The sequence below is a fragment of the Pseudomonas sp. genome, assembly GCF_036387035.1.
Taxonomy (GTDB): domain Bacteria; phylum Pseudomonadota; class Gammaproteobacteria; order Pseudomonadales; family Pseudomonadaceae; genus Aquipseudomonas.
Map to the genome: position 1 here is coordinate 1 of NZ_DASVUM010000047.1, position 24,087 is coordinate 24,087.

Consider the following 24,087-nt stretch of genomic DNA (forward strand, 5'->3'; position numbering starts at 1 on the left):
GTAATGCGAAGTCCGATTCGTCGGCTTCTCGATACTCTACGTGGTGGGCAATGAGGCGGGGGGACCTCTCTACAGACAAGGTCAGGCGCAAGTCCTGCCTTAAGGAGCGATCGGTCTCCCCCAGAACACATCTTTTTGGTGACGCACTCACGAGAATAACGAGTCTCAGTGGGTGTGTGGGAAACATACAAGGAGCGTGGCTTGTCCCGCGATCGGCGACGCAGTCGTCGTAAACAGATGGACTACTGAGCCGGCCGAACGGCTGCCGCTGCGCGCCAGATCGCGGGACAAGCCACGCTCCCACAGGATCGGACAGGGTCGCTTGAAAAAGTTAAGAAACGGCGCATCACATTGTTATAAGATCACATAACAACGTTCAGACCTGCCTCCGGAGCTTCCCCATGCGTCGTTTGCTACTCGCCCTGCCCTTCGCCCTTCTGCCCTTCGCCGTCGCTCATGCGGCCGACGAACATGACCACGATCATGAACACGGCAGTCTTGGCGCGCACGTGCATGGCACCGCGCGGCTGGACGTGGCGCTGGACGGCCGCACGCTGGAGCTGGAACTCGATACGCCGGCGATGAACATCGTCGGCTTCGAGCACCCGGCAACCAGCGAAGCAGACAAAATGACCCTGGCCCTGGCCAAGGAAACCCTGCTCAAGCCTCACGCGCTGTTCAGCCTTCCGGAGGCGGCCGGCTGCACCGCGACCAAACAACGTGTGGAAAGCACGCTGTTCGGCGACAAGGATGATGATGATCACGACGCTGCCGACGGCGACGCCGCTGAACACGAGCACAGCGAGATCCACGGCCATTATCAGCTCACCTGCAGCACGCCGAGCGTGCTCAACAAGCTCGACCTGACCCAACTGTTCAAGAGCTTCCCGGCCACGCAGACCATTCAGGTGCAGCTGGTGACACCGAAACGCCAGATGGGTGCTGAAGTGCGTCCGAGCAATCCGGTGGTCAAGTTTTAACCAGCACGGTGTCACAAGCGGCCGGGCTTCCCGGTCGATCATTTCTCAGACGCATGTGTGGTCATGACTCAAGCGCTTATTGAATTGTCAGAGCTCGGCTTCAGCTGGCCGGGCCATCCCCAACTGCTGGATATTCCGGCGTTTCAACTGGATGCCGGGGAAACCGTGTTTCTCAAGGGTCCGAGCGGCAGCGGCAAAACCACGCTGCTCGGCCTGCTGGGCGGTGTGCAACGTCCCAGTCGCGGCAGCGTTCGCCTGCTTGGCCAGGAGCTGACACAGCTCTCGGCCGGCGCCCGGGATCGTTTTCGTGTCGACCACACGGGCTACATTTTTCAGCAGTTCAATTTACTGCCGTTTCTGTCGGTGCGCGAGAACGTCGAGCTGCCTTGTCGTTTCTCCAGACTGCGCACGCAGCGCGCGACCCAGCGCCACGGCAGTGTCGACAAGGCGGCCGAGACCCTGCTCGCGCACCTGGGGTTGAAAGACACCGAAATGCTCAGCCGGCGCGCCGACTCGCTGTCCATCGGTCAGCAGCAACGCGTCGCCGCCGCCCGCGCCTTGATCGGCCAGCCGGAATTGGTCATTGCCGACGAACCCACTTCGGCGCTGGATGCCGACGCCCGGGAAGCGTTTATCCAGTTGCTGTTCGCCGAATGCCGCGAAGCGGGTGCCAGCCTGTTATTCGTCAGCCACGATCAGAGCCTGGCGCCGCTGTTTGATCGCCACCTGTCGCTGGCCGAACTCAACCGCGCCGCCGTCGCCACAGAGGTTTGAGATGTATCTTCTTCGTCTGGCGCTGGCCAGCCTCGCCAACCGCCGCTTTACGGCATTCCTCACCGCATTCGCCATTGCCCTCTCCGTCTGCCTGCTGTTGGCGGTCGAGCGTGTGCGCACCGAAGCACGCGCCAGTTTTGCCAGCACCATCAGCGGGACGGACCTGATCGTCGGCGCTCGCTCGGGGTCGGTCAACCTGCTGCTGTACTCGGTGTTCCGCATCGGCAACGCCACCAACAACATTCGCTGGGACAGCTTCGAGCACTTCGCCAACAGCAAGCAGGTGAAATGGGCGATTCCGATTTCACTCGGCGACAGCCACCGCGGCTATCGGGTGATGGGCACCAACGAATCGTATTTCGAGCACTACCAGTATGGTCGTCAGCAGCACCTGGAATTGGCAGACGGCCGGCCGTTTGCCACCGACCCGTTTGAAGTGGTGCTGGGCGCCGAAGTGGCTGACGCGCTGCATTACAGGCTGGGTGACAAACTGGTGCTGGCCCATGGCGTTGCAACGGTAAGTCTGGTTAAACATGACGACAAACCGTTCACGGTCGTTGGCATTCTCAAACGCACCGGCACGCCGGTGGACCGTACGTTGCACATCAGTCTGGGCGGCATGGAAGCGATTCACATCGACTGGCACAACGGTGTGCCGGCGCAAGGTGCCGGCCGGATCAGCGCCGATCAGGCCCGCAACATGGACCTCACGCCCACCGCCATCACCGCGTTTATGCTCGGGCTGAACAGCAAGATCGCTACCTTCGCCGTGCAGCGCGACATCAACGAATTCCGCGGCGAGCCGATGCTCGCAATTCTGCCGGGCGTGGCATTGCAAGAGCTGTGGAGCCTGATGGGAACGGCTGAGAAAGCGCTGTTCGTGATCTCGTTGTTTGTGGTGCTGACCGGCTTGATCGGCATGCTGACGGCGATTCTCACCAGCCTCAATGAACGGCGTCGGGAGATGGCTATTTTGCGTTCGGTGGGCGCACGGCCTTGGCATATCGCCAGTCTACTGGTGCTGGAGGCGTTTGCCCTGGCACTGGGAGGCGCGGTCTGCGGCGTGGCGTTGCTTTACATCGGCATCGCCTCCGCGCAGGGTTACGTGCAGGCAAATTACGGTTTGTATTTGCCGCTGTCACTGCCCAGCGCCTATGAGTGGACGCTGCTGGCGGGGATTCTCGGCGCCGCGTTGTTGATGGGCACGGTCCCTGCTTGGCGTGCCTACCGCCAGTCGCTGGCCGACGGGTTGTCGATTCGTTTATGAGGTTGCTGTGATGCGGATGGGTTGGATGCTGTGGTTAATGCTCGTGGCGACGCCGCTGTGGGCGCAGGACCTGCGGGTGCTGACGTGGCAGGAAATGATTCCGCCCGACGCCCCGCCGGTGAAGCTGATCACGGCGCCGATCCATAACCTGTCGAGCATGGCGGACACCTTGTCGGTCGAGTCGGCGCCGGCTGCGCACCAGCTCGCGCCCCATGCGCCGGTGGTCAAGTCGCTGGACGGCGAGCGGGTGCGACTGCCGGGCTACATCGTACCGCTGGAAGTCAGCGAGGAAGGCCGGGTTACGGAGTTCCTGCTGGTGCCGTACTTTGGCGCCTGCATTCATGTGCCGCCGCCACCGCCGAACCAGATCGTCCACGTCACCAGCGAGTTGGGCGTCAAGGTGGACGAGTTGTACCAACCTTACTGGATAGAAGGCCCGATGCAGGTCAAGGCATCGACCAGCGAACTGGCCGATGCGGGTTACCAGATGGAAGCGGACAAGATTCTGGTGTACGAAATGCCGGACGAGCAGTAACTGTGCGCATTCCAACACCGCTGAACTCGATTGAATGTTGATCCGTAGGAGCCGGCTTGCTGGCGAACCCGGCAGGTCAGCCAATGTTGAAGCGTCTGAGCTAATGCATTCGCCAGCAAGCCTGCCTACGGTGGGTTGCTGTTCATCGCCAATCCAGGGGCGTGCGGATGTCGGCTCTGTGATGCTCAGACATCGCGCATGCCACAAAGACCCGCGCCAGTACAACTTAACCAATCGCTTTTTCATTGAGCCAGGTCAAGAACCCCGACGTAGACGCTTCGTAACATACGGCATCTCTTTTTTATGCCCTTACGGAGCCCCCATGCACAAGTACCTGCTCAGCGCGCCGCTACTCGCGCTTGCACTCGGTGTCCCCCTCTCTGCTCAAGCCCACCAGGCCGGTGATTTTATCGTTCGCGCCGGTGCTGCCACGACGGCGCCCAACGAAGAGAGCGGAAACCTGAAGCTCGATGGCGCCAAGGTCCCGGGCACCAAAGCGACGCTGGACAGCGACACGCAGCTGGGCCTGACCTTCGCCTACATGCTGACCGATCACGTGGGCCTGGAGTTGCTGGCGGCAACGCCCTTCCAGCACACCGTCGCGGTTAAAGGCCTGGGCCCGGGTCTGGACGGCAAGCTGGCAGACGTGAAACAGCTGCCGCCCACCCTGTCGCTGCAGTATTACCCCATGGACGCGACGTCGAAATTCCAGCCATACGCCGGTCTCGGCGTGAACTACACCTGGTTCTATGACGAAAATCTGAGCAGCGAACGCAAAGGCCAGGGCATGAACAACCTGCACATCAAGAACTCATGGGGCTGGGCCGGTCAGCTGGGCATGGACTACATGCTGACCGACAGGATCATGGTCAACGCCGCCGTCTGGTACGTGGACATCGACACGCAAGCGACGCTGGACGGCCCGTCGGCGCTGGGCGTCGGCCGGACCAAAGTGAACGTGGATGTAGACCCTTGGGTGTACATGGTCGGCGTGGGTTACAAGTTCTAACGCTCTCGCTGGAACAAGCAGGCATAAAAAAGGCACCTCATCGGTGCCTTTTTGCTGCCCGGACTTCAGCGCCCCAGCAGCCGCGCCAGCCCGACTTTCAGCGGCGTCGGCTCGGGCACGTTAAAGCGCTCAAGCAGGCGCTGGTTACTCGCCCGCGAATGCTTGATGTCACCGGAGCGTGCGGGCAGGTAGCTCACTGGCGGCAGGTGTCCCACCACCTCGGCGAGGGCGCCCAACAGCTCGTTCAGCGAAGTCGTCGCGTTCAGACCGACATTGACCGCGCCCTCTTGCACCGTTGGTAGCTCAATCCCCTGCACAACGAGGTCAACCAGGTCTTCGACGTAGAAGAAATCCCGGGTCTGCTCGCCATCGCCGAATACCGCAATCGGCAAGCCCTGCAGCGCGCGCTCCGCGAAGATGCTGATCACGCCGGAGTACGGCGAAGAAGGGTCCTGGCGCGGGCCGAAGATGTTGAAGAAGCGAAAGACAACGGGTTCAAACCCGTGCTGCCGGCGATAGAAATCAATGTAGTGCTCACCGGCCAGTTTGTCCGACGCGTACGGGGTAAGCGGCGCTTTCGGCGTGTCCTCGGTGATGGCCTGGCCTTCACCGTTATTGCCATAAACGGCAGCGCTGGAAGCAAACACCACGCGCTTGCTACCGGCCTGGCGCATGGCCTCACAGACGTTCAGCGTGCCGATGAAATTGCTCTGGTGGGTCTTGACCGGATCATCCACCGACGCCTGCACGGAAGCGACGGCCGCGAGGTGCGCCACGGCCTGACAACCGGCTGCCGCCCGGGCCACCAGCGCGGCATCGGCCACATCGCCTTCGATCAGTTCGACACGCGGGTTATCCAGCGGCAAGTTGCTGCGTTTGCCAGTGGAGAGGTCGTCGAGGATGCGGACCGCATAGCCCTTGGCGAGCAGCGCGTCGGTCAGGTGCGAACCGATGAAACCGGCGCCGCCGGTGATGAGGACAGGAGCATCAGACATGGCGGTAATAGCGGTCCAGTAGGTTGGGCAAACCAGCACGCCAGGCGCGGGGCTTGATGCCGAAGGTGTGGAGGATTTTCTTGCAGGCGAGCACGGCGTTCTGCGGCTCTTCGCTGGCATCCGGGCGTGCGGCGTGGGCCTGCGCGGTCGGTGTTTCGATCGCCAGCGGGCGCAGCAGTCGGGCTTCGGTCAACACGGCCTGACCGAACGCCAGTGGCGTGGTCGCTTCGTGCCCGGCGTAATGGTAAGTGCCCCACAACGGCGCGGCGCAATCGAGCTGCTTGAGCACCGAAATGATCACCCTCGCGGCGTCGTCGACCGGCGTCGGATTGCCACGACGATCGTCTGCCAACAGCAGCTCACCGGGCGTCTCGGCGCGGCTCAGAAACCGCCCCAGTACACCTTCGGCACTGTCGTCGAGCAGCCAGCCGAAGCGCAGCAGCACATGCTGCGGGCAGGTCGCCCGCACGCTTTGCTCGATGCGCCACAACGCCTGACCACGAGAGCCCAACGGCACGGGTTCGTCTTTTTCGCTGTAAGCAGTTGCCCGCGAACCGTCGAAAACCCGGTAGCTGGACGGTTGAACGAGGACGATATTGTGGTGCTGGCACAGTTCAGCAAGACGCTCGACGGAGCGTTCCTGATTATCCAGTCTGTCAGCGCTGACTCGCTCCGCCTGAAACCAGTCGAAGTAGTAAGCGAGATTGATCAAGGCATCCGGGCGGGTGTCATCGAGCAGTTGCGTCAGGCTTGCCGCATCCCAACCGTCTTGCGGTGGACGCGGTGCGAGGAAACCGATGTTCTCCTCGGCACCTAGACGAATCAACGCCTGCCCGAGTGCATTTCCGCCGCCCAACAGCATAAGGCGCATTCGCATAGAGTCAGCAGGCTCAGTCTTCAGGTCGATTAAAAATAGGTGAAAAACGTCCGCAAACATAACACGTCGGTGGGCAACTCCCAACAGCCTCGGGCGTGCGCCTGAGCGGGAGCCTTGAAACGCGCCGCCGATCACTCGCCTCAGCGTCTGCACTTGCATCTGCCTGCCTGCGCCCGCATAAATTGCGGATGAACCTTTCCCATATGCCCGACCCGGTGCTCGACGCCTTTCATCCGGCGGTCAGCGCGTGGTTTCGCTCCACGTTCCCGGCCATCACTGCTGCCCAGGCGCAGGCGTGGCCGCTCATCAAACAGCGCCAATCGACGTTGATCGCCGCGCCCACCGGCTCCGGCAAAACCCTCACGGCGTTTCTGGCCGTCATCGACGATCTGGTGCATCAGGGGCTGGAGCGGGGTGGCGAGCTGCCGAACGAGACCTTCGTGGTGTATGTCTCGCCCCTGAAAGCGCTGTCCAACGACATCCAGATCAACCTGCAGAATCCACTGGCGGGCATCACTGATCAGTTGATCCGGCAAGGCTTGCCCGGGCTGCGTATCACCACCGCCGTGCGCACCGGTGACACGCCGCAAAAAGAGCGCACGGCCATGCGCAAAACCGCGCCGAACATTCTGGTGACGACCCCGGAGTCGCTTTACGTGCTGCTGGGATCCGACTCTGGCCGGCGCATGCTGGCGGGTACGCAGACGGTCATCGTCGACGAGATCCACGCGATCGCAGCCGGCAAGCGCGGCAGCCATCTGGCGTTGACCCTTGAGCGTTTGCAGGCGCTCTGCACAAAGCCACTGCTGCGCATCGGGCTGTCCGCGACGCAGAAACCCATCGAACGCGTATCGCGGTTCCTGGTCGGCAGCGATCCGGTCAGCCGCCCCTGCGCCATCGTTGACATCGGCCACGCGCGCCCACGAGACCTGGCTATCGAAGTGCCGCCGGTTGCCTTGAGCGCGGTGATGTCCACTGACGTTTGGCAACTGGTGTATGACCGGCTCGCAACGCTGGCGCGTGAGCACCGCACCACGCTGATTTTCGTCAACACCCGGCGTCTGGCAGAGCGCATGTCGCGCCACTTGAGCGAGCGACTGGGCAAAGAGGCGGTCGCGGCCCACCACGGCAGCATGGCCAAAGAACAACGGCTCGACGCCGAGCAGCGCCTCAAGCGCGGAGAGCTGCAAGTTCTGATCGCCACGGCTTCGCTGGAGCTGGGGATTGATATCGGCGACGTGGACCTGGTCTGCCAGATCAGCTCGCCGCGTTCCATTGCTGCGTTTTTGCAACGCGTCGGCCGCTCCGGTCACCATGTCGGCGGGACGCCCAAGGGACGGCTATTCGCTGTGTCCCGGGATGATTTGATCGAGTGCGCGGCGCTTCTGGATTGCGTGCGTCGCGGCGAGCTCGACACGCTGGTCATTCCCAAAGCGCCGCTGGATGTTCTGGCGCAGCAGATCATCGCCGAAGTGAGTTGTCAGGAATGGCAGGAGCAGGACCTGCTCGCGCTGTTCCGCAAGGCATCGCCCTACGCCGAGGTCGACGAAGCTCATTATCAGGCCCTGCTGAGTATGCTCGCAGAAGGCTACAGCGGGCGGCAGGGCGTGCGCGCGGCCTATCTGCATCGCGATGCGGTGACGCGCACATTGCGGGGTCGGCGCGGCAGCAAACTCACGGCGGTCACCAGCGGCGGCACGATTCCCGACAATGCCGATTACAGCGTGGTCCTCGAACCCCAGGCGCTGAACATCGGCACCGTCAACGAAGACTTCGCCGTCGAAAGCGCGGCGGGGGACATCTTTCAGTTGGGCAACACTTCCTACCGGATTTTGCGGGTCGAGTCCGGCCGCGTGCGGGTCGAGGATGCCCATGGCATGCCGCCGAACATTCCGTTCTGGATGGGCGAGGCGCCGGGGCGCAGCGATGAATTGTCTTTCGCCGTCGCACGGTTACAGGCCGACATCGATGAGCAGCTCAGCGCCCACCCCGGCAATCTTCAGGCTTGCACCGACTGGCTGATGAACAGCCTGGGCCTGGATCTCGCCAGCGCCGAGCAGATCATTGAATACCTCGCACGCGCCTACTCGGCCCTGGGTGCGTTGCCGTCTCAGGACACGCTGGTCATGGAGCGTTTCTTTGATCAGTCCGGCGGTACTCAACTGGTGATTCATTCGCCGTTTGGCAGCAGGGTCAACCGTGCGTGGGGTCTGGCCCTGCGCAAGCGCTTCTGCCGCACGTTCAACTTCGAGCTGCAGGCCGCCGCCAGCGAGGACGCCATCGTGCTGTCACTGTCGACAGCCCACAGCTTTGCGCTCGATGAAGTGTGGCGCTACCTCAATTCCGGCACCGCCGAGCACCTGCTGATTCAGGCCGTGCTGGAGGCACCGCTGTTTGGCGTACGCTGGCGCTGGAACGCCGGCGTCGCCCTGGCCCTGCCCCGCTACACGGGCGGACGAAAGGTGGCGCCGCAACTGCAACGGATCAAGAGCGAAGACCTGATCGCCACCGTGTTCCCGGATCAAATCGCCTGCCTGGAAAATCTGGTGGGCGAGCGGGAAGTGCCGGACCATCCGCTGATCGAGCAGACGCTGGACGATTGCCTGCACGAAGCCATGGACGCCGAAGGCTGGCTGAACCTGCTGCGGCGTATGGAAAACGGCAAGGTGCGTCTGGTGAGTCGCGATCTGCCGGCGCCCTCGCCGCTGGCCGCTGAAATTCTCAACGCCAAGCCGTATGCGTTTCTCGACAACGCACCGCTCGAAGAACGTCGCACCCAGGCGGTGCTTAATCGACGCTGGAGCGACCCGGCGTCCACCGATGACCTCGGCGCGCTGGATGCCGAGGCAATCAAAGCGGTCGCCGAAGAAGCCTGGCCGCAGCCGCAAAACGTGGACGAGATGCACGAGGCGCTGATGAGCCTGGGATGCATCACCGGCGTTGAGGCCCGCGAGCACAGCGACTGGATGAAATGGCTGGAAAGCCTCGCCCGCTCCGGCCGCGGCACGCGTTTACAGGTCACGCCCGATCAGGCGTTGTGGATTCCGCTGGAGCGCTTGACCTGTTTGCAGGCGATTTACCCCGCCGCTGAAATGCACCCGCCGTTGGCGGCATTGGCCGGGTTCGATGAAACGTGGAGCGAAGAAGAAGCGCGCGTGGAGATCGTGCGGGCGCGGCTGAGCGGATTCGGCCCGCTTACGGTCCCCGCCATCGCCGAGCCGTTGGCGCTGACGCAGAACGAAGTGGCTCAGGCGCTGGTGCAACTGGAGAACGAAGGCTATGTGCTGCGCGGCCAGTTCAGCCCTGGCGCCAGTGAGGAGCAATGGTGCGAGCGGCATTTGCTGTCGCGCATTCACCGTTACACGGTTAAACGCCTGCGCCGGGAAATCGAGCCGGTGTCGCTGCAGGATTTCACTCGATTTCTGTTCGACTGGCAGCATCTGTCCGCAACAACCCAAAGCCAGGGCAAAGCCGCGCTGCCGGAGGTCGTCGCGCAGCTTGAGGGTTTCTCGTCAGCCGCTGGCGCCTGGGACAGTGATCTTCTTCCGGCACGACTGAAGGACTATTCCTCAATCTGGCTGGATGATCTGTGTCGGTCTGGCAAGGTGGTGTGGATGCGCCTGACCAGCCGAAACAAGGTAGGCAGCGCCGCATTGCGCAGCACGCCGATCGTGCTGCTGCCGCGACCGCAGGTGCGCGTGTGGACCGGGCTGACCGAACAGACGGCGCCGACCGAACTGTCGTTGCGCGCGCAGAAGGTGCATGAGGTGCTGTCGAGCCAGGGCGCGATGTTTTTCGACGAGCTGACCGCTGAAGCGCACTTGCTGCGGGCCGAACTGGAAACGGCGTTGCAGGAGTTGGTCGGCGCCGGACTGGTCAATGCCGACAGTTTTGCCGGGCTGCGGGCGCTGATCACCCCGGCAAGCAAACGCACCAGCCACACCAGCCGACGCAACCGCGGCGCATTCATTGGCGGCATGGACGATGCCGGACGCTGGGCCTTGTTACGTCGCGCCCCGGTGAAAGAAGACGGCGCAGCGCAAAGGATCGACAGCGAGACGCTGGAGCACGTGGCAATGACCTTGCTGCGTCGTTACGGTGTAGTGTTCTGGCGTTTGCTGGAGCGCGAAGCGGACTGGCTGCCGACTTGGCGCGAATTGCTGCGCACCTTCCATCGTCTTGAGGCGCGCGGTGAGATTCGCGGCGGGCGCTTCGTGGCGGGCCTGGCCGGTGAGCAATTCGCGCTGCCCGAAGCGATCCCTTTGTTGCGGGAGGTCCGCAAGCGCCCACCGGACAGCAGTCTGGTTGCGGTCAGCGGGGTCGACCCGCTCAACCTCGCCGGAACACTGCTCCCCGGCGCGAAAGTCCCGGCGATCGTGGGCAACAAGCTGGTCTACCGCGACGGGATTCCCATTGCCGCCATCATCGCCGGCAAGCCCCAGTATTGGGGCGAAATTGACGAGGCGCTGATGCTGCAAGTGCGGGATCGGCTGTTCAGATAAGCACGACCATAGACGCGTTGCGCTCCGCCGCGTCGCCCGGCCTCAAACCGGGCTCTCGGACCCGTCCTTGTTCACCACCGACGTCTTGCCCGGCAGCGCCTGTTGCTCCACGCCCTCCCCGGCCTCCGGTGCCTGGCGGTTGAACGGGCTCATGACCAGTTGTGGATAAGTTTGCGCGAATCGCACGTCCGATGACTTATCCACAAGCCGCTTGAGACGGTCGTTGAACGCACGACTCACGGCGTATTGCCCGCCGGATGACGTACGGAACTGCGCAGTGATCACGATCCCGTTCATGTCCATGCGGTCCAGCCCGAACACTTCCAGCGGCCCCTGCAGTTTGCTCGACAGCAGCAAATCGTCGCTGATCGACTGCCCCGCTTCACGAATCAGCGAGGTCGCGGCGTCCACGTCCGTGTCATAGGTGAACTGAAACGAGAAGAAGGCATAAGCGAACTGCCGCGACTGGTTGGTGACGGCCTTGATCTGCCCGAACGGCACCGAATGCACAAAGCCCTTGCCGTCGCGCAGACGCAGGGTGCGAATCGTCAGGCTCTCGACCGTGCCGGCGTGGCCCGAATCCAGGACGACCCAATCGCCGATGGAGATGGTGTCCTCGATGATGATGAACAGCCCGGTAATGACGTCCTGTACCAATTGCTGCGAACCGAAGCCGATCGCCAGACCCACCACGCCCGCGCCCGCCAGCAGTGGCGCGACGTTAATGCCCAGATTGGCCATGGTCGTGATGGTGCAAATGACCACAAGGATGATCTTCATGGCATTGCGCAGCAACGGCAGGATGGTCTTCACCCGCGTGCTGGGTTGGTGCGCGGAGCGGCCGTTGGTCGGCGGTTTCAGCGCTTGCTGAATGGCAGTGTCCATGACCACCCAGAGCAGCCAGGTCACCAGCAGAATCAAACCGATGCTGCTCAACGAGTCGCTAATGACCTTGCCCAGGGCATTACGCTGGGCGAATTCAAACAACGAAACACCCCAGATCCGCCCCAGCAATTCGATAAACCCGATCGCCAGCGCAATGCGCAGGACCGCATGCAACAGGCTCAGCAAACGCTCCTGGTAGATTCGCCCGGTAGGTGGGTGGGCGGGCTTGAACATGTGTTGAAACAACGTGCTCAGGAACACCGCGCCGATCAGCAACACCGTTGTCAGCAATGCGCAGCGCAGCGCTTCCTGACTGTCTTCGCCGGCGCCAATCAAATTCACTGCCGAGACCAGAACCATTAACAGGATTGGCAAGTGCCACAGGTTGGAAAATATCTTCAGCGTCTGCTGCACCGCTGGCCGTGCCAATCGCGCACCCAGGGATCGATTACGGATCAGATGCGCGATGGGCCGACGCATGCGTACCACCACAACGCCAAAGATGACCGAGGCCATCAGACCGGTGACCGCAGCAATACTGGTGGTCACGTTGCCACCAAATAGCTTGGCGATCTGGGGGCTGGTGAGCGCATCGCTCAGCGCCGCGAGAAACCCGATGATGAACAGCGGACGCGGGGCGTAGTGCCGAATGATGCGCACCGCTCGCCGCTTATGGTCCCAGTTGAACAGCACAATTACCGACAGCAGCACGGAGGTGGTGAAGATACCGCTGCTGGTCGAATACGCCAGGCACAGCGCCAGCGCACGGCCCACGGAGGTCGGCATGAAATGGCTGACGTACAACGTCAGCGGCAGACAGATAAGCGCGGGAACCATATACGGCAGCGCGTAGCCGAGGACCCCAACTACCCGATCTCGCCGGATCAAGAACCGGTGCCGGGATAACCGTGTGACCAGAAATGTGCCGATGCGGTTGAGCAGCAGGAACGCCGCCGCCCACACCAGGGACAACATCACGAAGTCACCGGCGATCCGCCAGGCAGATCGCGATTGCGGTTTGCTGACCAGCGCATCCAGCTCATCGGCGGCGCGGTCTGCGCGCAGCCGCCATGAATCCAGCAAGTGGCCGTCCACATCGAGCTTGTCCTGCACGCTGTCGATGCTGGTACTGATGGCGCCCAGCAGACCGCCCTTGACCAGAATCTCTGCTTTGGCCGGATCCTCCGGCGCAGGGTCGGCAGGCGCGGCGGCAGGCGCATTGGCAGCCGGCACGTCGGCCGCCTGTACGTTGATGTTGCAGAGGCTCAATAGCAGGCACAGCAACAGGAAGGGTTTGATATCCGGCAAACGCGAGTCACTCCTTCAGTCAAAGAGCCGTGAAAGTTTCGGCCCTCAGAAACTGATCAGATTTCATCCGGCAAGTTCGCTTCCATCCCCCGAACGTCATGTTGGCCGCTGGTGGTCCGTTCAACTAAAAATGTAACGAACCTTTACCGAGCCGCTTCGTCGTAGGTTAACGAGGCGACTGTCTCAAGCGCGCCCGCTCCGCTGAGGATCCCTTTCTATGACGCTCATCCATCCCAAAGCCCATTTCCGCCCTTACACCTCGGCCGCAGGCGGTTGGGGCTCGGCTAAGTCCGTGATGGAGATCCTCTGGCGCGAGCAGGCAGTGATTCGGGCGGGGTTGCCGCTGATCAAGCAGAACAAGCCCGGCGGATTTGGCTGCGTCAGCTGCGCATGGGCCAAGCCCGGCAAGCCACATAGCCTCGAGTTTTGCGAAAACGGCGCGAAAGCCACGGCGTGGGAGTTGACGTCGCTAAAGACTGATCCGGCTTTTTTCGCGAGTCACACACTCACCGAGCTGCGCCAGTGGCCTGATTACGACCTTGAGCAGCAGGGCCGCCTCACGCACCCCATGCGCTACGACGCCGCGACCGACCGCTACCAGGAGACGACGTGGGAAGAGGCCTGGCGTGACATTGGCGGGCAGCTGAAAAGCATGACGCCCGACAGCGTGGTTTTTTATGCGTCGGGCCGGGCTTCGCTGGAGACGTCGTTCATGTACCAGCTCCTCGCCCGCGCTTATGGCACCAACAACCTGCCCGACAGTTCGAACATGTGCCACGAGAGCACATCGGTGGGCTTGCAGGAAAGCATCGGCGTGCCAGTGGGCACGGTGACGCTGGATGATTTCGAGCACACCGACTGCATCCTTTTTTTCGGGCAGAACGTGGGCAGCAACAGCCCGCGGATGCTGCATCAACTGAGTGAAGCCCGGCAGCGAGATGTGCCGATTATCACGTTTAACCCGATCCGCGAGCGCGGCCTGGAACGCTTCGTTAACCCGCAGTCCATCGTGGAAATGCTCGGACCGAAGTCGACGATTATCAGCACGCAATATCATCAACTGGCGATCGGCGGCGACACCGCTGTTGTGATGGGCATCGCCAAGTCGCTGTTCGAAATGGACGACGCGGCGCTGGCTCAGGGTCAGCCGGGGATCATCGATCAGGCATTTATCGCCCAGCACACCGAAGGATTCGCTGAGTTCTGCAACTGCGTGCTCGAAACGCCATGGGAGGCCATCGAGCGCCAGGCAGGACTCAGCCGCAGCGCGCTTGAGGCAGTGGCGACGGTGTACGCCCGACATGAACGGGTCATGCTGATTTATGGCATGGGCATCACCCAACACCGGCGCGGCGTGACCAACGTGCAGATGATGGTCAATCTGCTCCTGCTGCGCGGCAACATCGGCAAGCGTGGCGCCGGTATCTGCCCTGTTCGCGGCCACTCCAATGTGCAGGGCCAGCGTACCGTCGGCATCACCGAAGACCCCAAGAAGGTGCCTGCGGACAAGATTCAAGCGCTGTACGGCTTCACCGTCCCCTCGGAAAAAGGCCTGAACACCGTGGAGGCCTGTGAAGGCATTCTGGACGGGAGCGTGCGCGGATTCATCGGGCTCGGCGGCAATTTCCTGCGAGCGGTCCCGGATACCTCGCGCATGGAGCCGGCCTGGAACACTCTTGACCTGAACGTTCAGATCGCCACGAAGCTGAACCGCACGCATCTAGTGCCCGGGAAAAACGCGTGGATATTGCCTTGCCTGGGGCGCATCGAAAAGGATCTGCAAAATGGTGTCGAGCAGGTCTACACCACTGAAGACAGCACCGGTTGCATTCGGGCCTGGCGCGGTCAAAGTGAACCGGCCAGCGCCCATGCCCGTTCCGAGATCGCGATCCTGGCAGGCATTGCCGAAGCAGCAATACCCGGCGCCGCACGCATCGACTGGGACGCCTGGCGCAGCAACTACGCGCTCATCCGCCAGGGCATCGCTGAGGCTTACCCCGAGATTTTCCACGACATGGAAACCCGCATGTGGGAACCCGGCGGCTTTCACCGCCCCATCGCCGCGGCGAAACGCGAATGGAAGACCGAGAGCGGCCGCGCGATGTTCATCACGCCCGAACTGCTTGAAGAAGATGATGACGTGTTCCCGAATCACAACCGCCGCGACGTTTTGCAACTGATGACGCTGCGCAGCAATGACCAGTTCAACACCACGATCTACGGCTACGAGGATCGCTTTCGCGGGGTCAGCGGCACCCGCGCGGTGATCTTCATGAACCGCAACGATGTGCTGCGACTGGGGTTCAGAGCGGGAGACTGGGTCAACGTCACCACGGCCATCGAGCCGCAGGTTCCGCGCTCGGTTGGGCCTTTGCAGATCATTGCCTACGACATCCCCGAGAACTGCTGCGCGGCCTACTACCCCGAATGCAATCCGCTCATTCCGCTGCACCACCACGCTGAGCGCAGCAAGGTGCCGGCGGCTAAATCCGTCCCCGTGACGCTGGCGAAGGCTTCACCCAGCGCAGACGATTTGAAACGTGCTCTGCCGGAGTCGGATCAAGTGCGTTGAGGCTATTTTCGAGCAAACGGGTTGACGCAGGAGAACGGCCGTTCTACCTTTGATCCATGACGATATCAACGACCCACACACGCGAGAAAATTCTCTCGACCGCCGAAGAGCTCATTTACCAGAACGGCATCCAGGCGACCGGCATGGACCTTCTGGTGAAGTCGTCGGGGGTCGCCAGGAAAAGCATCTATCGCTACTTCGCCACCAAGGACGACGTGGCGGCGGCTGCGCTCAGTGCACGTGACGTGCGCTGGATGGCCTGGTTTCGAGCTGAATCGGACAAGGCCGACACGCCAGAAGCGCGCATCCTGAACATGTTCGATGTGCTCAAGGGCTGGTTTGATTCCGAAGGCTTTCGCGGATGCGCGTTCATCAACACCGCAGGCGAAGTTGGCGATCCTCAGCACCCCATCCGGCTGATCGCCAAACTGCACAAACAAAAGCTGCTGGAGTACACGTTCGAGCTCTGCGAGCAGTTGGCCGTTGCCGACCCGGAGGCTCTCGCTAATCAGTTACTCGTCCTCATGGATGGCGCGATCACTGTCGCCCGCGTCATGGGCGATCACAGCTCGGCCGACAGTGCCAAGGCCGTCGCGCAGTTGGTGCTCGAACAACGCTTGCGTCCCGGTTCCTAGTCACAAACGTCTCACCCACCGCAGCCCCATCATTGCCTGGAGGTTCCATCATGCCGTCCAATGCCTCGACTCGCCCCCCACTTCCTCCCTTCACCCGTGAATCCGCCATCGAAAAGGTTCGCCTGGCCGAAGATGGCTGGAACAGCCGTGACGCTGAAAAGGTTTCCCTCGCCTACACGCTCGACACCCAATGGCGCAACCGCGCTGATTTCGCCGAGAACCGTGAAGAGGCCAAAGCCTTCCTGACCCGCAAGTGGAACAAGGAGCTCGACTACCGCCTGATCAAAGAGCTGTGGGCATTCACCGATAACCGCATTGCTGTCCGTTACGCCTATGAGTGGCACGACGATTCAGGCAACTGGTTTCGCTCGTACGGTAATGAAAACTGGGAATTCAACCCGGATGGCTTGATGGCGCGACGGTTCGCCTGCATCAACGACATGCCGATCAAAGAAGCTGATCGCAAATTCCGCTGGCCGCTGGGGCGTCGTCCTGATGATCATCCCGGGCTGTCGGACCTGGGTTTATAACTTCGAATCAGATTTAAGACAAAGCCCCCCAACTGCTGTACTCGTTTAAATCAGTGCACAGTGGCCCTGAAAGGGAATGGTTCGGAGCGCATGCCACCACGCTTTAGCCTGCGAGCGGGCGTGGTGCCCGCGGTCAGCGCCGGACCGGTATTTTGGCAGAGGAGCTCCAATGCAGTTGGAATGGCTTGAAGACTTCATCGAACTGGCGCGGGTGCGCAGTTTGTCGCGGGCAGCGGAAAACCGATGCGTTACCCATCCCGCGTTCGGTCGCAGGATACGCGCGCTGGAGGAATGGGCGGGCGTTGCGTTGCTCGAGCGTAAGCAGCCGCTGTCCCTGACGCCCGCCGGCTTGCTTTTCCTGGATGCCGCCACGCAGGCGCTCGAAGGTCTGAACACGGTCAGGGCACAGTTCAAGGCCTCTGGGCCAACTCAAGATACGCCCCTGCGCATTGCCACTGGTCGCACGTTGGCGAGCGACTTTTTCCCGGACTGGTACGAAACGTTGAGCGAGCGTTTCGGCGTTTTCCCCGTTTCGATCGTCACCAGCGGCGCCCAGGAGGCCATCAGACGCCTTGCCGCGCGCGAGGTGGATCTGCTGCTGATCTTCTCCAGCCCCCAGACTCATCTGCTGATTGACCCTGACCGGTTCCAGTCCATGACCCTGACCACCGAAGCACTGTTGCCCGTCAGTGCACCGTTGCCCGATGGCTCGCCCAAATTCGCTATCGCCGCCGACGGCCAGGGCCCAGTGGTGCCGTGGCTGGCGCTCTCGCCTACGCTGACCCTGCGCGGCGCTCTGGCTCGCCATCTGGCTGGCCTGCCGCACCGGCTGAGTTTGCGCATGATCTACGAGGCTGATTCGTACGAGGCGATTCTTGAAATGGCCCGGCGTGGCAATGGCCTGGCCTGGCTTCCGCGCATGGTTGTCCAGAAATCCCTCGACTCGGCAGAGTTGGTCATCGCCGCCGGAGCCCAGTACCAGTTCAGCTTCGATATTTCCCTGCACCGGCTGCGCGCCAATCACGGCGAACTGCTCATGAGCATCTGGAAAGGCTTGCAAGCCGACGCACCAAAAATGAGCGCCGACTAAATATTCTTCCGCCCCGTTCGGCCTGTGGCGGCGGGCAGCAGGGCCTCGTGCCGAGACAGCCCGTTTATGTGCCGAAACAGCAATTGTTCCCGCCCCGCGTGCTGACTGACAGTACGTTCCGAGCTTGATGCCGCTCAGCACCCACGAGATTGGGCCGTGCAGGCTGCATCACGAAAGGCTCGCCATCGCTGCTGCATAAAACAAGTTTCCATAAAAACAAGGCGATCAACCTGACGCGCTCGCTCAGGTGCGGTCGTTGATCCTATCGTGAACTCGCCGGGGCACCGCCATGTCTGCATCATCATCTGCATTGAACACTCCGCTTGCCGCAGGCAAACGCGGGCCGTGGAAAGAGATCGTTGCCGCCAGTATCGGCAACGCGCTGGAGTTTTACGATCTGCTGATTTATGGCTACTTCGCAGTGGTCATCGGCAAGCTGTTCTTCCCTTCGGATAACGAAACCACCTCGCTACTGCTGAGCGTCGCTTCGTTCGGCATTTCGTTTTTGATGCGCCCGCTGGGTGCCATTGTGTTGGGCTCTTATGCGGACCGCGCGGGTCGCAAGGCATCGCTGACGATGTCGATCCTGATCATGATGATCGGTACCGCCATGATCACCTTCACCCCTTCTTACGAACAGATCGGCCTGGCCGCACCGCTGCTCATCGTCGTGGCACGCATGCTTCAGGGCTTCTCGACCGGTGGCGAGTTTGGCGCCGCCACGGCATTCATGGTCGAGCACGCGGAACCGCGCCGTCGTGGCTTTTTTGCGAGCTGGCAGCTTTCCACTCAAGGGTTGGCAACGGTCCTGGCAGCCGGGGTAAGCGCGCTCCTGAGCTATGTGCTCACCGATGTGCAATTGAACGACTGGGGATGGCGGGTCGCGTTCGGCATCGGGCTGCTGATTGGCCCGGTGGGCTTTTATATTCGCAGCCAGATCGATGAGACGCCGGATTTCAAGAAGGTCGCTGCCGACACTCCGAAGAAAACGCCGCTGCGCGATGTACTCGTCAAAGGCCACCTCAGCCTCCTACTGGCCATCGGTGTCGTGGCCGGTGCCACCGCGTTTAACTACGTCCACAAGCTGTACATGCCGACCTACGCGTTGAAACAACTGCACATCGCTGCCACTTCGTCCTATCTCGGTGCGCTGGTCACAGGCCTGACATTGATGGTAATGGCCCCTGTGTTCGGCACGCTCTCGGATCGATTCGGCCGTTTCAGGGTGCTCACCGTGGCGCTGCTGATTACGGGGATATCCTCGTACCCGATGTTCGTGCTGCTCAACCATTTCCCCAGCGTGGCAACCCTGCTGCTCGTGCAAGCGGTGGTAGGCGTGTTGATCGCCGCGAGCCTCGGCCCGATTCCCGCGATGCTCGCCGACATCTTCCCGACCAGCATTCGCGGTACTGGCCTGGCCCTTAGTTATAACTTCTCGGTCACGTTATTCGGTGGCTTCGCCCCGCTGATCGTGACGTGGATGATCGATGCGACGGGCAGCAAGCTCGCCCCCAGCTTTTATGTCATCGGCACGGCCACGATCAGTGTGCTCGCAGTGATCTGCCTGGGCCGACGCATGCGCAACGCCGGGTCGACATCCGGTGACCCCGCCTTTCATTGATACCGCAATCGCCGCCTGTGCTTGCGCGGCGATGCGTCTGTGCTTTTTTCTGCCGGAGATGACCATGAAAACTATCGAAGACGTCCGCGCGTCGCTCAAGCCTTACCCGATCGAAGTCGACTTTCCTGACATCAGGCAATGGAAGGAGAGCCCGTCAGGTGTTGATTACGTGCACAGCTTTGACAGCGGTGTGGCCGGCCCGCACGTATTGATCATGGCCCTGACCCACGGCAATGAGGTCAGCGGCGCAATCGCGCTTGATCGTTTCCTTAAGAAAGGGCTGCGCCCCCGCCAAGGCCGCCTGACGCTGGCATTCGGCAATGTTGAGGCTTACCACCAATTCAACCCGCAAGACATCGACGCTACGCGGTATCTGGATGAGGACATGAATCGCGTCTGGGTCGAAAGTCGCCTGGACGGTCCCGAGCAGAGCCGCGAACTGAACCGTGCCCGCGCGTTACGTCCCATCATCGAAACAGTGGATGTGCTCCTGGATATCCATTCCATGCATGAAGAAGCGGCTCCGATCATGATGAGCGGCGCGTGCAAAAAGGGTCTGCGGATGGCTGCAGCGTTGGGGGTCCCGGAACATGTCATCGCCGACGCGGGGCATAAAAACGGCTGCCGCCTGCGCGATTTCCAGGGCTTTGGTGACGAAACGAGCCCGAAGAACGCGTTGCTGATTGAAACGGGACAGCATGTCTCGGCCATCAGCGCAGAGGTCGCACTGGACACCGCGGCGCGTTTTCTGATCCTGACCGGCGCGGTGGTCGAAGCTGATGTGGCTGAATTTCTGCAGCCCGTGCACCCTGGTCCCCAGCGCTTTTTTGAGGTGACCGAGCCGATCATTGCGCAGACCATGGACTTTCAGTTCAGCGAAGACTTCAAGGGGCTGGAGCAGATTGAACGTGCAGGAACCGTCATCGCCACCGACGGCAATAAACCCATCGTCACGCCGTATGATAACTGCGTGCTGATTCAGCCGTCAGTTCGCCATCTTGGCGAGGGCGTGACGGTTGTCCGGCTTGCGAAGGTTATCGACGCGCCTTGAGCGAAAAAATGGCGTTTCTCGGCGAGTAAACAGACGGCTCGAATAACGGGGGTGCCCGTGGCTAGTGCAGCGAGCACAGGCAAGCACTCGCCGGAACTGCCGTAAAAAAAGCGAAGCCATTAATGGCTTCGCTTTTTTCGGCTACAGCTGTGACGACGCTACGAATCAGAACGGAATGTCATCATCGAAGCTGTCGAAATCAGGCGCTGGCTGCGGTGCTTGTTGCGGCGCGGGACGCGACTCGCGCTGCGGCTGAGGGGCGGATTGCGGACGCGCCTGCTGCTGCGGACGCGGCGCGGAGTTTTGATAACCGCCGCCACCTTGACCCTGTGGAGCGCCTTCGCCTTGAGGGCGGCCACCGAGCAATTGCATGGTGCCTTGCATGTCGACCACGATTTCAGTGGTGTAACGCTTGATGCCGTCTTTTTCCCACTCGCGGGTCTGCAGCTTGCCTTCGATATAGACCTGCGAACCCTTGCGCAGGTACTCGCCGGCGATTTCCGCGACCTTGCCGAACATGGAAACGCGGTGCCATTCGGTCTTCTCGACCTTCTGACCGGTTTGCTTGTCGGTCCACTGTTCGCTAGTCGCCAGACTCAGGTTGGTCACAGCGTTACCGTTAGGCATGTAGCGGACTTCGGGATCCTGGCCGCATGTGCCGACCAATATGACTTTGTTAACCCCACGGGCCATAACGTTCTCCTAGGCTTTACACGTTTCCGACGCTGGATTGACCACTTCGTCGAAAGACGCCCGATCCAACAGTTCTTTGTCAAATTTGATATAGATGGCAGCCTCGTCGGCCACCACTACTGCATCTGTTACTCCACGTACGGCCAACACGCGATCGGCAAGGCCTGTGTCGCGTTGAGCCTCGGGCGACAACGGCAAGCGAAGGCTGGTTACGTAGGGAGGTTCGCGCATGGTAACAGCAAACGCCAGCCAGATGGCGGCCAGCCCGGCGCCTCCCAGGAACACCACATCCAGCCCGCCGTGCTGGAACAGCCACCCGCCCAGAATGCCCCCCGCTGCCGAACCCAGAAACTGACTGGTGGAATAAATCCCCATCGCCGTGCCCTTCCCGCCTGCGGGAGACACTTTGCTGATCAGCGAAGGCAGCGATGCTTCGAGCAAATTAAAGGCGGTAAAGAACACCACGGTGCCAATGACCAGAGCCCGCAGCGTGTTGCCGAACTCCCAGAAGAATAGCTCAGTGAGCAGCAGCACCAGCACCGCGCCCAGCAAAACCCGTTTCATCTGACGCTTCTTTTCGCCGTAAATGATGAACGGGATCATGGCGAAGAAAGAAATCAGCAGTGCGGTCAGGTAGACCCACCAGTGCTGCTCTTTGGGCAGGCCCGCTTTTTCAACCAGCGCCAGTGGTAACGCTACGAAACTGGACATCAACATGGCGTGCAACGCGAAGATACCCAAATCCAGACGCAGCAGGTCGGGGTGGCGAAGCGTCGCTCCCAGTGCCTGTCGCGCGAGACCGGACTCACGGTGCTGCAGGGTCACCGTGGACTTGGGCACGACGAAGGCAACGATTGCCACGCCCACCAGCGCCATGGCGCCGGTCGCCAGAAACAAGCCGGACAATCCGAATGCGCCGGTCAACACAGGGCCGACAACCATCGCGACGGCGAACGACACGCCGATGGTCATCCCGATCATGGCCATGGCCTTGGTGCGATGCTGTTCGCGGGTCAGATCGGACAGCAAGGCCATGACTGCAGCAGAGATAGCGCCGGCACCCTGCAGGATCCGACCGGCAATCACGCCCCAGATCGAGGTGGACTGGGCGGCCAGTACGCTGCCGAGCGCGAACACGATGAGCCCCAAGTAAATGACGGGGCGACGGCCGATGCGATCCGAGATAATGCCGAACGGAATCTGCAAGACCGCCTGTGTCAGGCCATAAGCGCCTATCGCCAGACCAATAAGCGCCGGGCTCGCGCCGGCCAGGTCCATTCCATAGGTGGCGAGGACAGGCAGGACCATGAACATGCCAAGCATACGGAAGGCGAACACCAGCGCCAGACCGCCCGCCGCGCGGGTTTCGCTGCCGCTCATGCGCTCGCTGTGGGAATCGTGCATGAAAGAACCTCGTATGAACCGGCGGCGATTCTACCAGTCCCATCGTGTAGAGCACATACGACGGTTTGCCGCGCATCGCAGGAATATTCTTTTTTTCCAAGTGAGGCAGCGCGACCCTCAATAGTGTGTATCCATCCAGTATTTCCCCGTATACTTCCACGTTTTACACGCCCGCCGCGCGAGGCCAGCTTTGGACAAGATCTTGATTCGTGGGGCTCGAACCCACAACCTGAAAAACATCGACCTGACCCTTCCACGCGACAAGCTGATCGTTATCACCGGATTGTCCGGCTCAGGAAAATCGTCCCTGGCGTTCGATACGCTCTATGCCGAAGGCCAGCGTCGTTATGTCGAATCGCTGTCCGCTTACGCGCGGCAGTTCCTGTCGATGATGGAAAAGCCGGACGTCGACACGATTGAAGGCCTGTCACCCGCCATTTCCATTGAGCAGAAGTCTACGTCCCACAACCCGCGCTCGACCGTGGGGACCATCACCGAGATCTACGACTACCTGCGTCTGCTGTATGCGCGTGTGGGTCAGCCACGCTGCCCCGACCATGACATCCCTCTGGAAGCGCAAACCGTCAGCCAGATGGTCGACCTGGTGCTCGCTCAGCCGGAAGGCGCCAAGCTCATGCTGCTTGCCCCCGTGGTCCGTGAGCGGAAAGGCGAGCACCTGGCGATTTTTGAAGAGCTGCGCGCGCAGGGTTTCGTTCGCGCCCGCGTCAACGGCCGGTTGTGCGAGCTGGACGAGCTGCCGAAGCTCGACAAACAAAAGAAGCACTCCATCGATGTCGTCGTTGACCGCTTCAAGGTGCGCACGGATCTGCAACAGCGCTTGGCCGAATCATTCGAGACCGCGCTAAAGCTGGCTGATGGCATTGCGCTGGTCGCGCCGATGGATGACGAGCCGGGCGAAGAAATAATTTTCTCGGCGCGCTTTGCCTGCCCGATCTGTGGCCATGCGATCAGCGAGCTGGAGCCAAAGCTGTTCTCCTTCAACAACCCTGCCGGCGCATGCCCGACTTGCGATGGACTGGGCGTAAAGCAGTTCTTCGACACCAAGCGACTTGTAAATGGCGAGCTCACGCTGGCGGAAGGCGCGATTCGTGGCTGGGACAGGCGAAACGTCTATTACTTCCAGATGCTCGGCTCGCTGGCGAAACACTATCACTTCAGCCTTGAGGTGCCTTTTAAAGAGTTGCCTGCAGACCTGCAAAAGGTCCTGCTCGGCGGCAGCGGCAAGGACAGTGTGGACTTCCGTTACCTGAACGACCGTGGCGACATCGTCAAACGTGCGCACCCGTTCGAAGGCATTGTTCCCAATCTCGAGCGTCGCTATCGGGAAACCGAGTCGAC

General features: G+C 61.4%; 17 protein-coding genes and 1 pseudogene. 13 read left to right on the forward strand and 5 right to left on the reverse strand.

Going from position 1 to position 24,087, the window contains the following annotated elements:
* Positions 1 to 401: 401 nt before the first annotated feature.
* The 5 genes from VF672_RS04380 (at position 402) to VF672_RS04400 (ending at position 4,565) form a co-directional block, all read left to right on the forward strand.
* Positions 402 to 980 (forward strand): DUF2796 domain-containing protein, encoded by a 579-nt coding sequence (locus VF672_RS04380; protein ID WP_331101854.1) that lies wholly within the window; start codon positions 402 to 404, stop codon positions 978 to 980.
* 63 nt (positions 981 to 1,043) lie between these two features.
* Complete coding sequence (locus VF672_RS04385) at positions 1,044 to 1,754, forward strand: ABC transporter ATP-binding protein (protein WP_331101856.1); 711 nt, start codon at positions 1,044 to 1,046, stop codon at positions 1,752 to 1,754.
* Between the two features lies 1 nt (position 1,755).
* On the forward strand, positions 1,756 to 3,021 hold the full coding sequence (locus VF672_RS04390) for an ABC transporter permease (protein ID WP_331101858.1): 1,266 nt from the start codon (positions 1,756 to 1,758) through the stop codon (positions 3,019 to 3,021).
* 16 nt (positions 3,022 to 3,037) lie between these two features.
* Entirely contained in the window at positions 3,038 to 3,556 is a 519-nt protein-coding gene (locus VF672_RS04395) for a DUF3299 domain-containing protein (protein ID WP_331101884.1), read from the forward strand.
* Between the two features lie 322 nt (positions 3,557 to 3,878).
* Positions 3,879 to 4,565 carry an OmpW/AlkL family protein gene (locus VF672_RS04400; protein ID WP_331101860.1) on the forward strand — a complete coding sequence of 229 codons (687 nt, stop codon included), beginning with the start codon at positions 3,879 to 3,881 and terminating at the stop codon, positions 4,563 to 4,565.
* A 65-nt stretch (positions 4,566 to 4,630) separates the two neighbouring features.
* On the opposite strand, the gene VF672_RS04405 is transcribed toward VF672_RS04400, so the two are convergent.
* Positions 4,631 to 5,560 carry an NAD-dependent epimerase/dehydratase family protein gene (locus tag VF672_RS04405; protein WP_331101862.1) on the reverse strand — a complete coding sequence of 310 codons (930 nt, stop codon included), beginning with the start codon at positions 5,558 to 5,560 and terminating at the stop codon, positions 4,631 to 4,633.
* A complete protein-coding gene (locus tag VF672_RS04410) occupies positions 5,553 to 6,437 on the reverse strand; it encodes a sugar nucleotide-binding protein (protein WP_331101864.1) in 885 nt (294 codons plus the stop codon). Before VF672_RS04410 ends, VF672_RS04405 begins: the two co-directional genes overlap by 8 nt.
* Positions 6,438 to 6,625: 188 nt before the next feature.
* Here VF672_RS04410 and VF672_RS04415 point away from each other — a divergent pair, with 188 nt between their 5' ends.
* Positions 6,626 to 10,939 (forward strand): DEAD/DEAH box helicase, encoded by a 4,314-nt coding sequence (locus VF672_RS04415; RefSeq protein ID WP_331101866.1) that lies wholly within the window; start codon positions 6,626 to 6,628, stop codon positions 10,937 to 10,939.
* 42 nt (positions 10,940 to 10,981) lie between these two features.
* Here the strand turns inward: VF672_RS04415 and VF672_RS04420 are convergent, their stop codons facing one another.
* Entirely contained in the window at positions 10,982 to 13,123 is a 2,142-nt protein-coding gene (locus tag VF672_RS04420) for a mechanosensitive ion channel family protein (RefSeq protein ID WP_414705573.1), read from the reverse strand.
* Positions 13,124 to 13,349: 226 nt separating this feature from the next.
* Between VF672_RS04420 and VF672_RS04425 the strand changes: the two genes are divergently transcribed.
* The 6 genes from VF672_RS04425 (at position 13,350) to VF672_RS04450 (ending at position 20,631) form a co-directional block, all read left to right on the forward strand.
* Positions 13,350 to 15,704 (forward strand): FdhF/YdeP family oxidoreductase, encoded by a 2,355-nt coding sequence (locus VF672_RS04425; protein WP_331101868.1) that lies wholly within the window; start codon positions 13,350 to 13,352, stop codon positions 15,702 to 15,704.
* Between the two features lie 56 nt (positions 15,705 to 15,760).
* Positions 15,761 to 16,339 carry a TetR/AcrR family transcriptional regulator gene (locus VF672_RS04430; protein ID WP_331101870.1) on the forward strand — a complete coding sequence of 193 codons (579 nt, stop codon included), beginning with the start codon at positions 15,761 to 15,763 and terminating at the stop codon, positions 16,337 to 16,339.
* 50 nt (positions 16,340 to 16,389) lie between these two features.
* Entirely contained in the window at positions 16,390 to 16,869 is a 480-nt protein-coding gene (locus VF672_RS04435) for a nuclear transport factor 2 family protein (protein ID WP_331101872.1), read from the forward strand.
* 169 nt (positions 16,870 to 17,038) lie between these two features.
* Positions 17,039 to 17,959, forward strand: a complete 921-nt coding sequence (locus VF672_RS04440) for a LysR family transcriptional regulator (RefSeq protein ID WP_331101874.1) — start codon at positions 17,039 to 17,041, stop codon at positions 17,957 to 17,959.
* A gap of 289 nt (positions 17,960 to 18,248) precedes the next feature.
* Positions 18,249 to 19,580: an MFS transporter gene (locus VF672_RS04445; RefSeq protein WP_331101876.1), complete on the forward strand. Its 1,332-nt coding sequence runs from the start codon at positions 18,249 to 18,251 to the stop codon at positions 19,578 to 19,580.
* Between the two features lie 64 nt (positions 19,581 to 19,644).
* Positions 19,645 to 20,631 carry a succinylglutamate desuccinylase/aspartoacylase domain-containing protein gene (locus VF672_RS04450; protein WP_331101878.1) on the forward strand — a complete coding sequence of 329 codons (987 nt, stop codon included), beginning with the start codon at positions 19,645 to 19,647 and terminating at the stop codon, positions 20,629 to 20,631.
* A gap of 165 nt (positions 20,632 to 20,796) precedes the next feature.
* On the opposite strand, the gene VF672_RS04455 is transcribed toward VF672_RS04450, so the two are convergent.
* Both VF672_RS04455 and VF672_RS04460 read right to left on the reverse strand, forming a co-directional pair.
* Positions 20,797 to 21,324, reverse strand: coding sequence for a single-stranded DNA-binding protein (locus tag VF672_RS04455; protein ID WP_237254176.1), 528 nt, complete (start codon positions 21,322 to 21,324; stop codon positions 20,797 to 20,799).
* A 9-nt stretch (positions 21,325 to 21,333) separates the two neighbouring features.
* The gene (locus VF672_RS04460; RefSeq protein ID WP_331101882.1) at positions 21,334 to 22,728 is read right to left on the reverse strand and encodes an MFS transporter; all 1,395 of its coding nucleotides are present in this window, start codon (positions 22,726 to 22,728) and stop codon (positions 21,334 to 21,336) included.
* A gap of 190 nt (positions 22,729 to 22,918) precedes the next feature.
* On the opposite strand from VF672_RS04460, the pseudogene VF672_RS04465 reads away from it, so the two are divergent.
* A pseudogene (locus VF672_RS04465) lies at positions 22,919 to 24,087 on the forward strand (excinuclease ABC subunit UvrA); the annotation flags it as partial.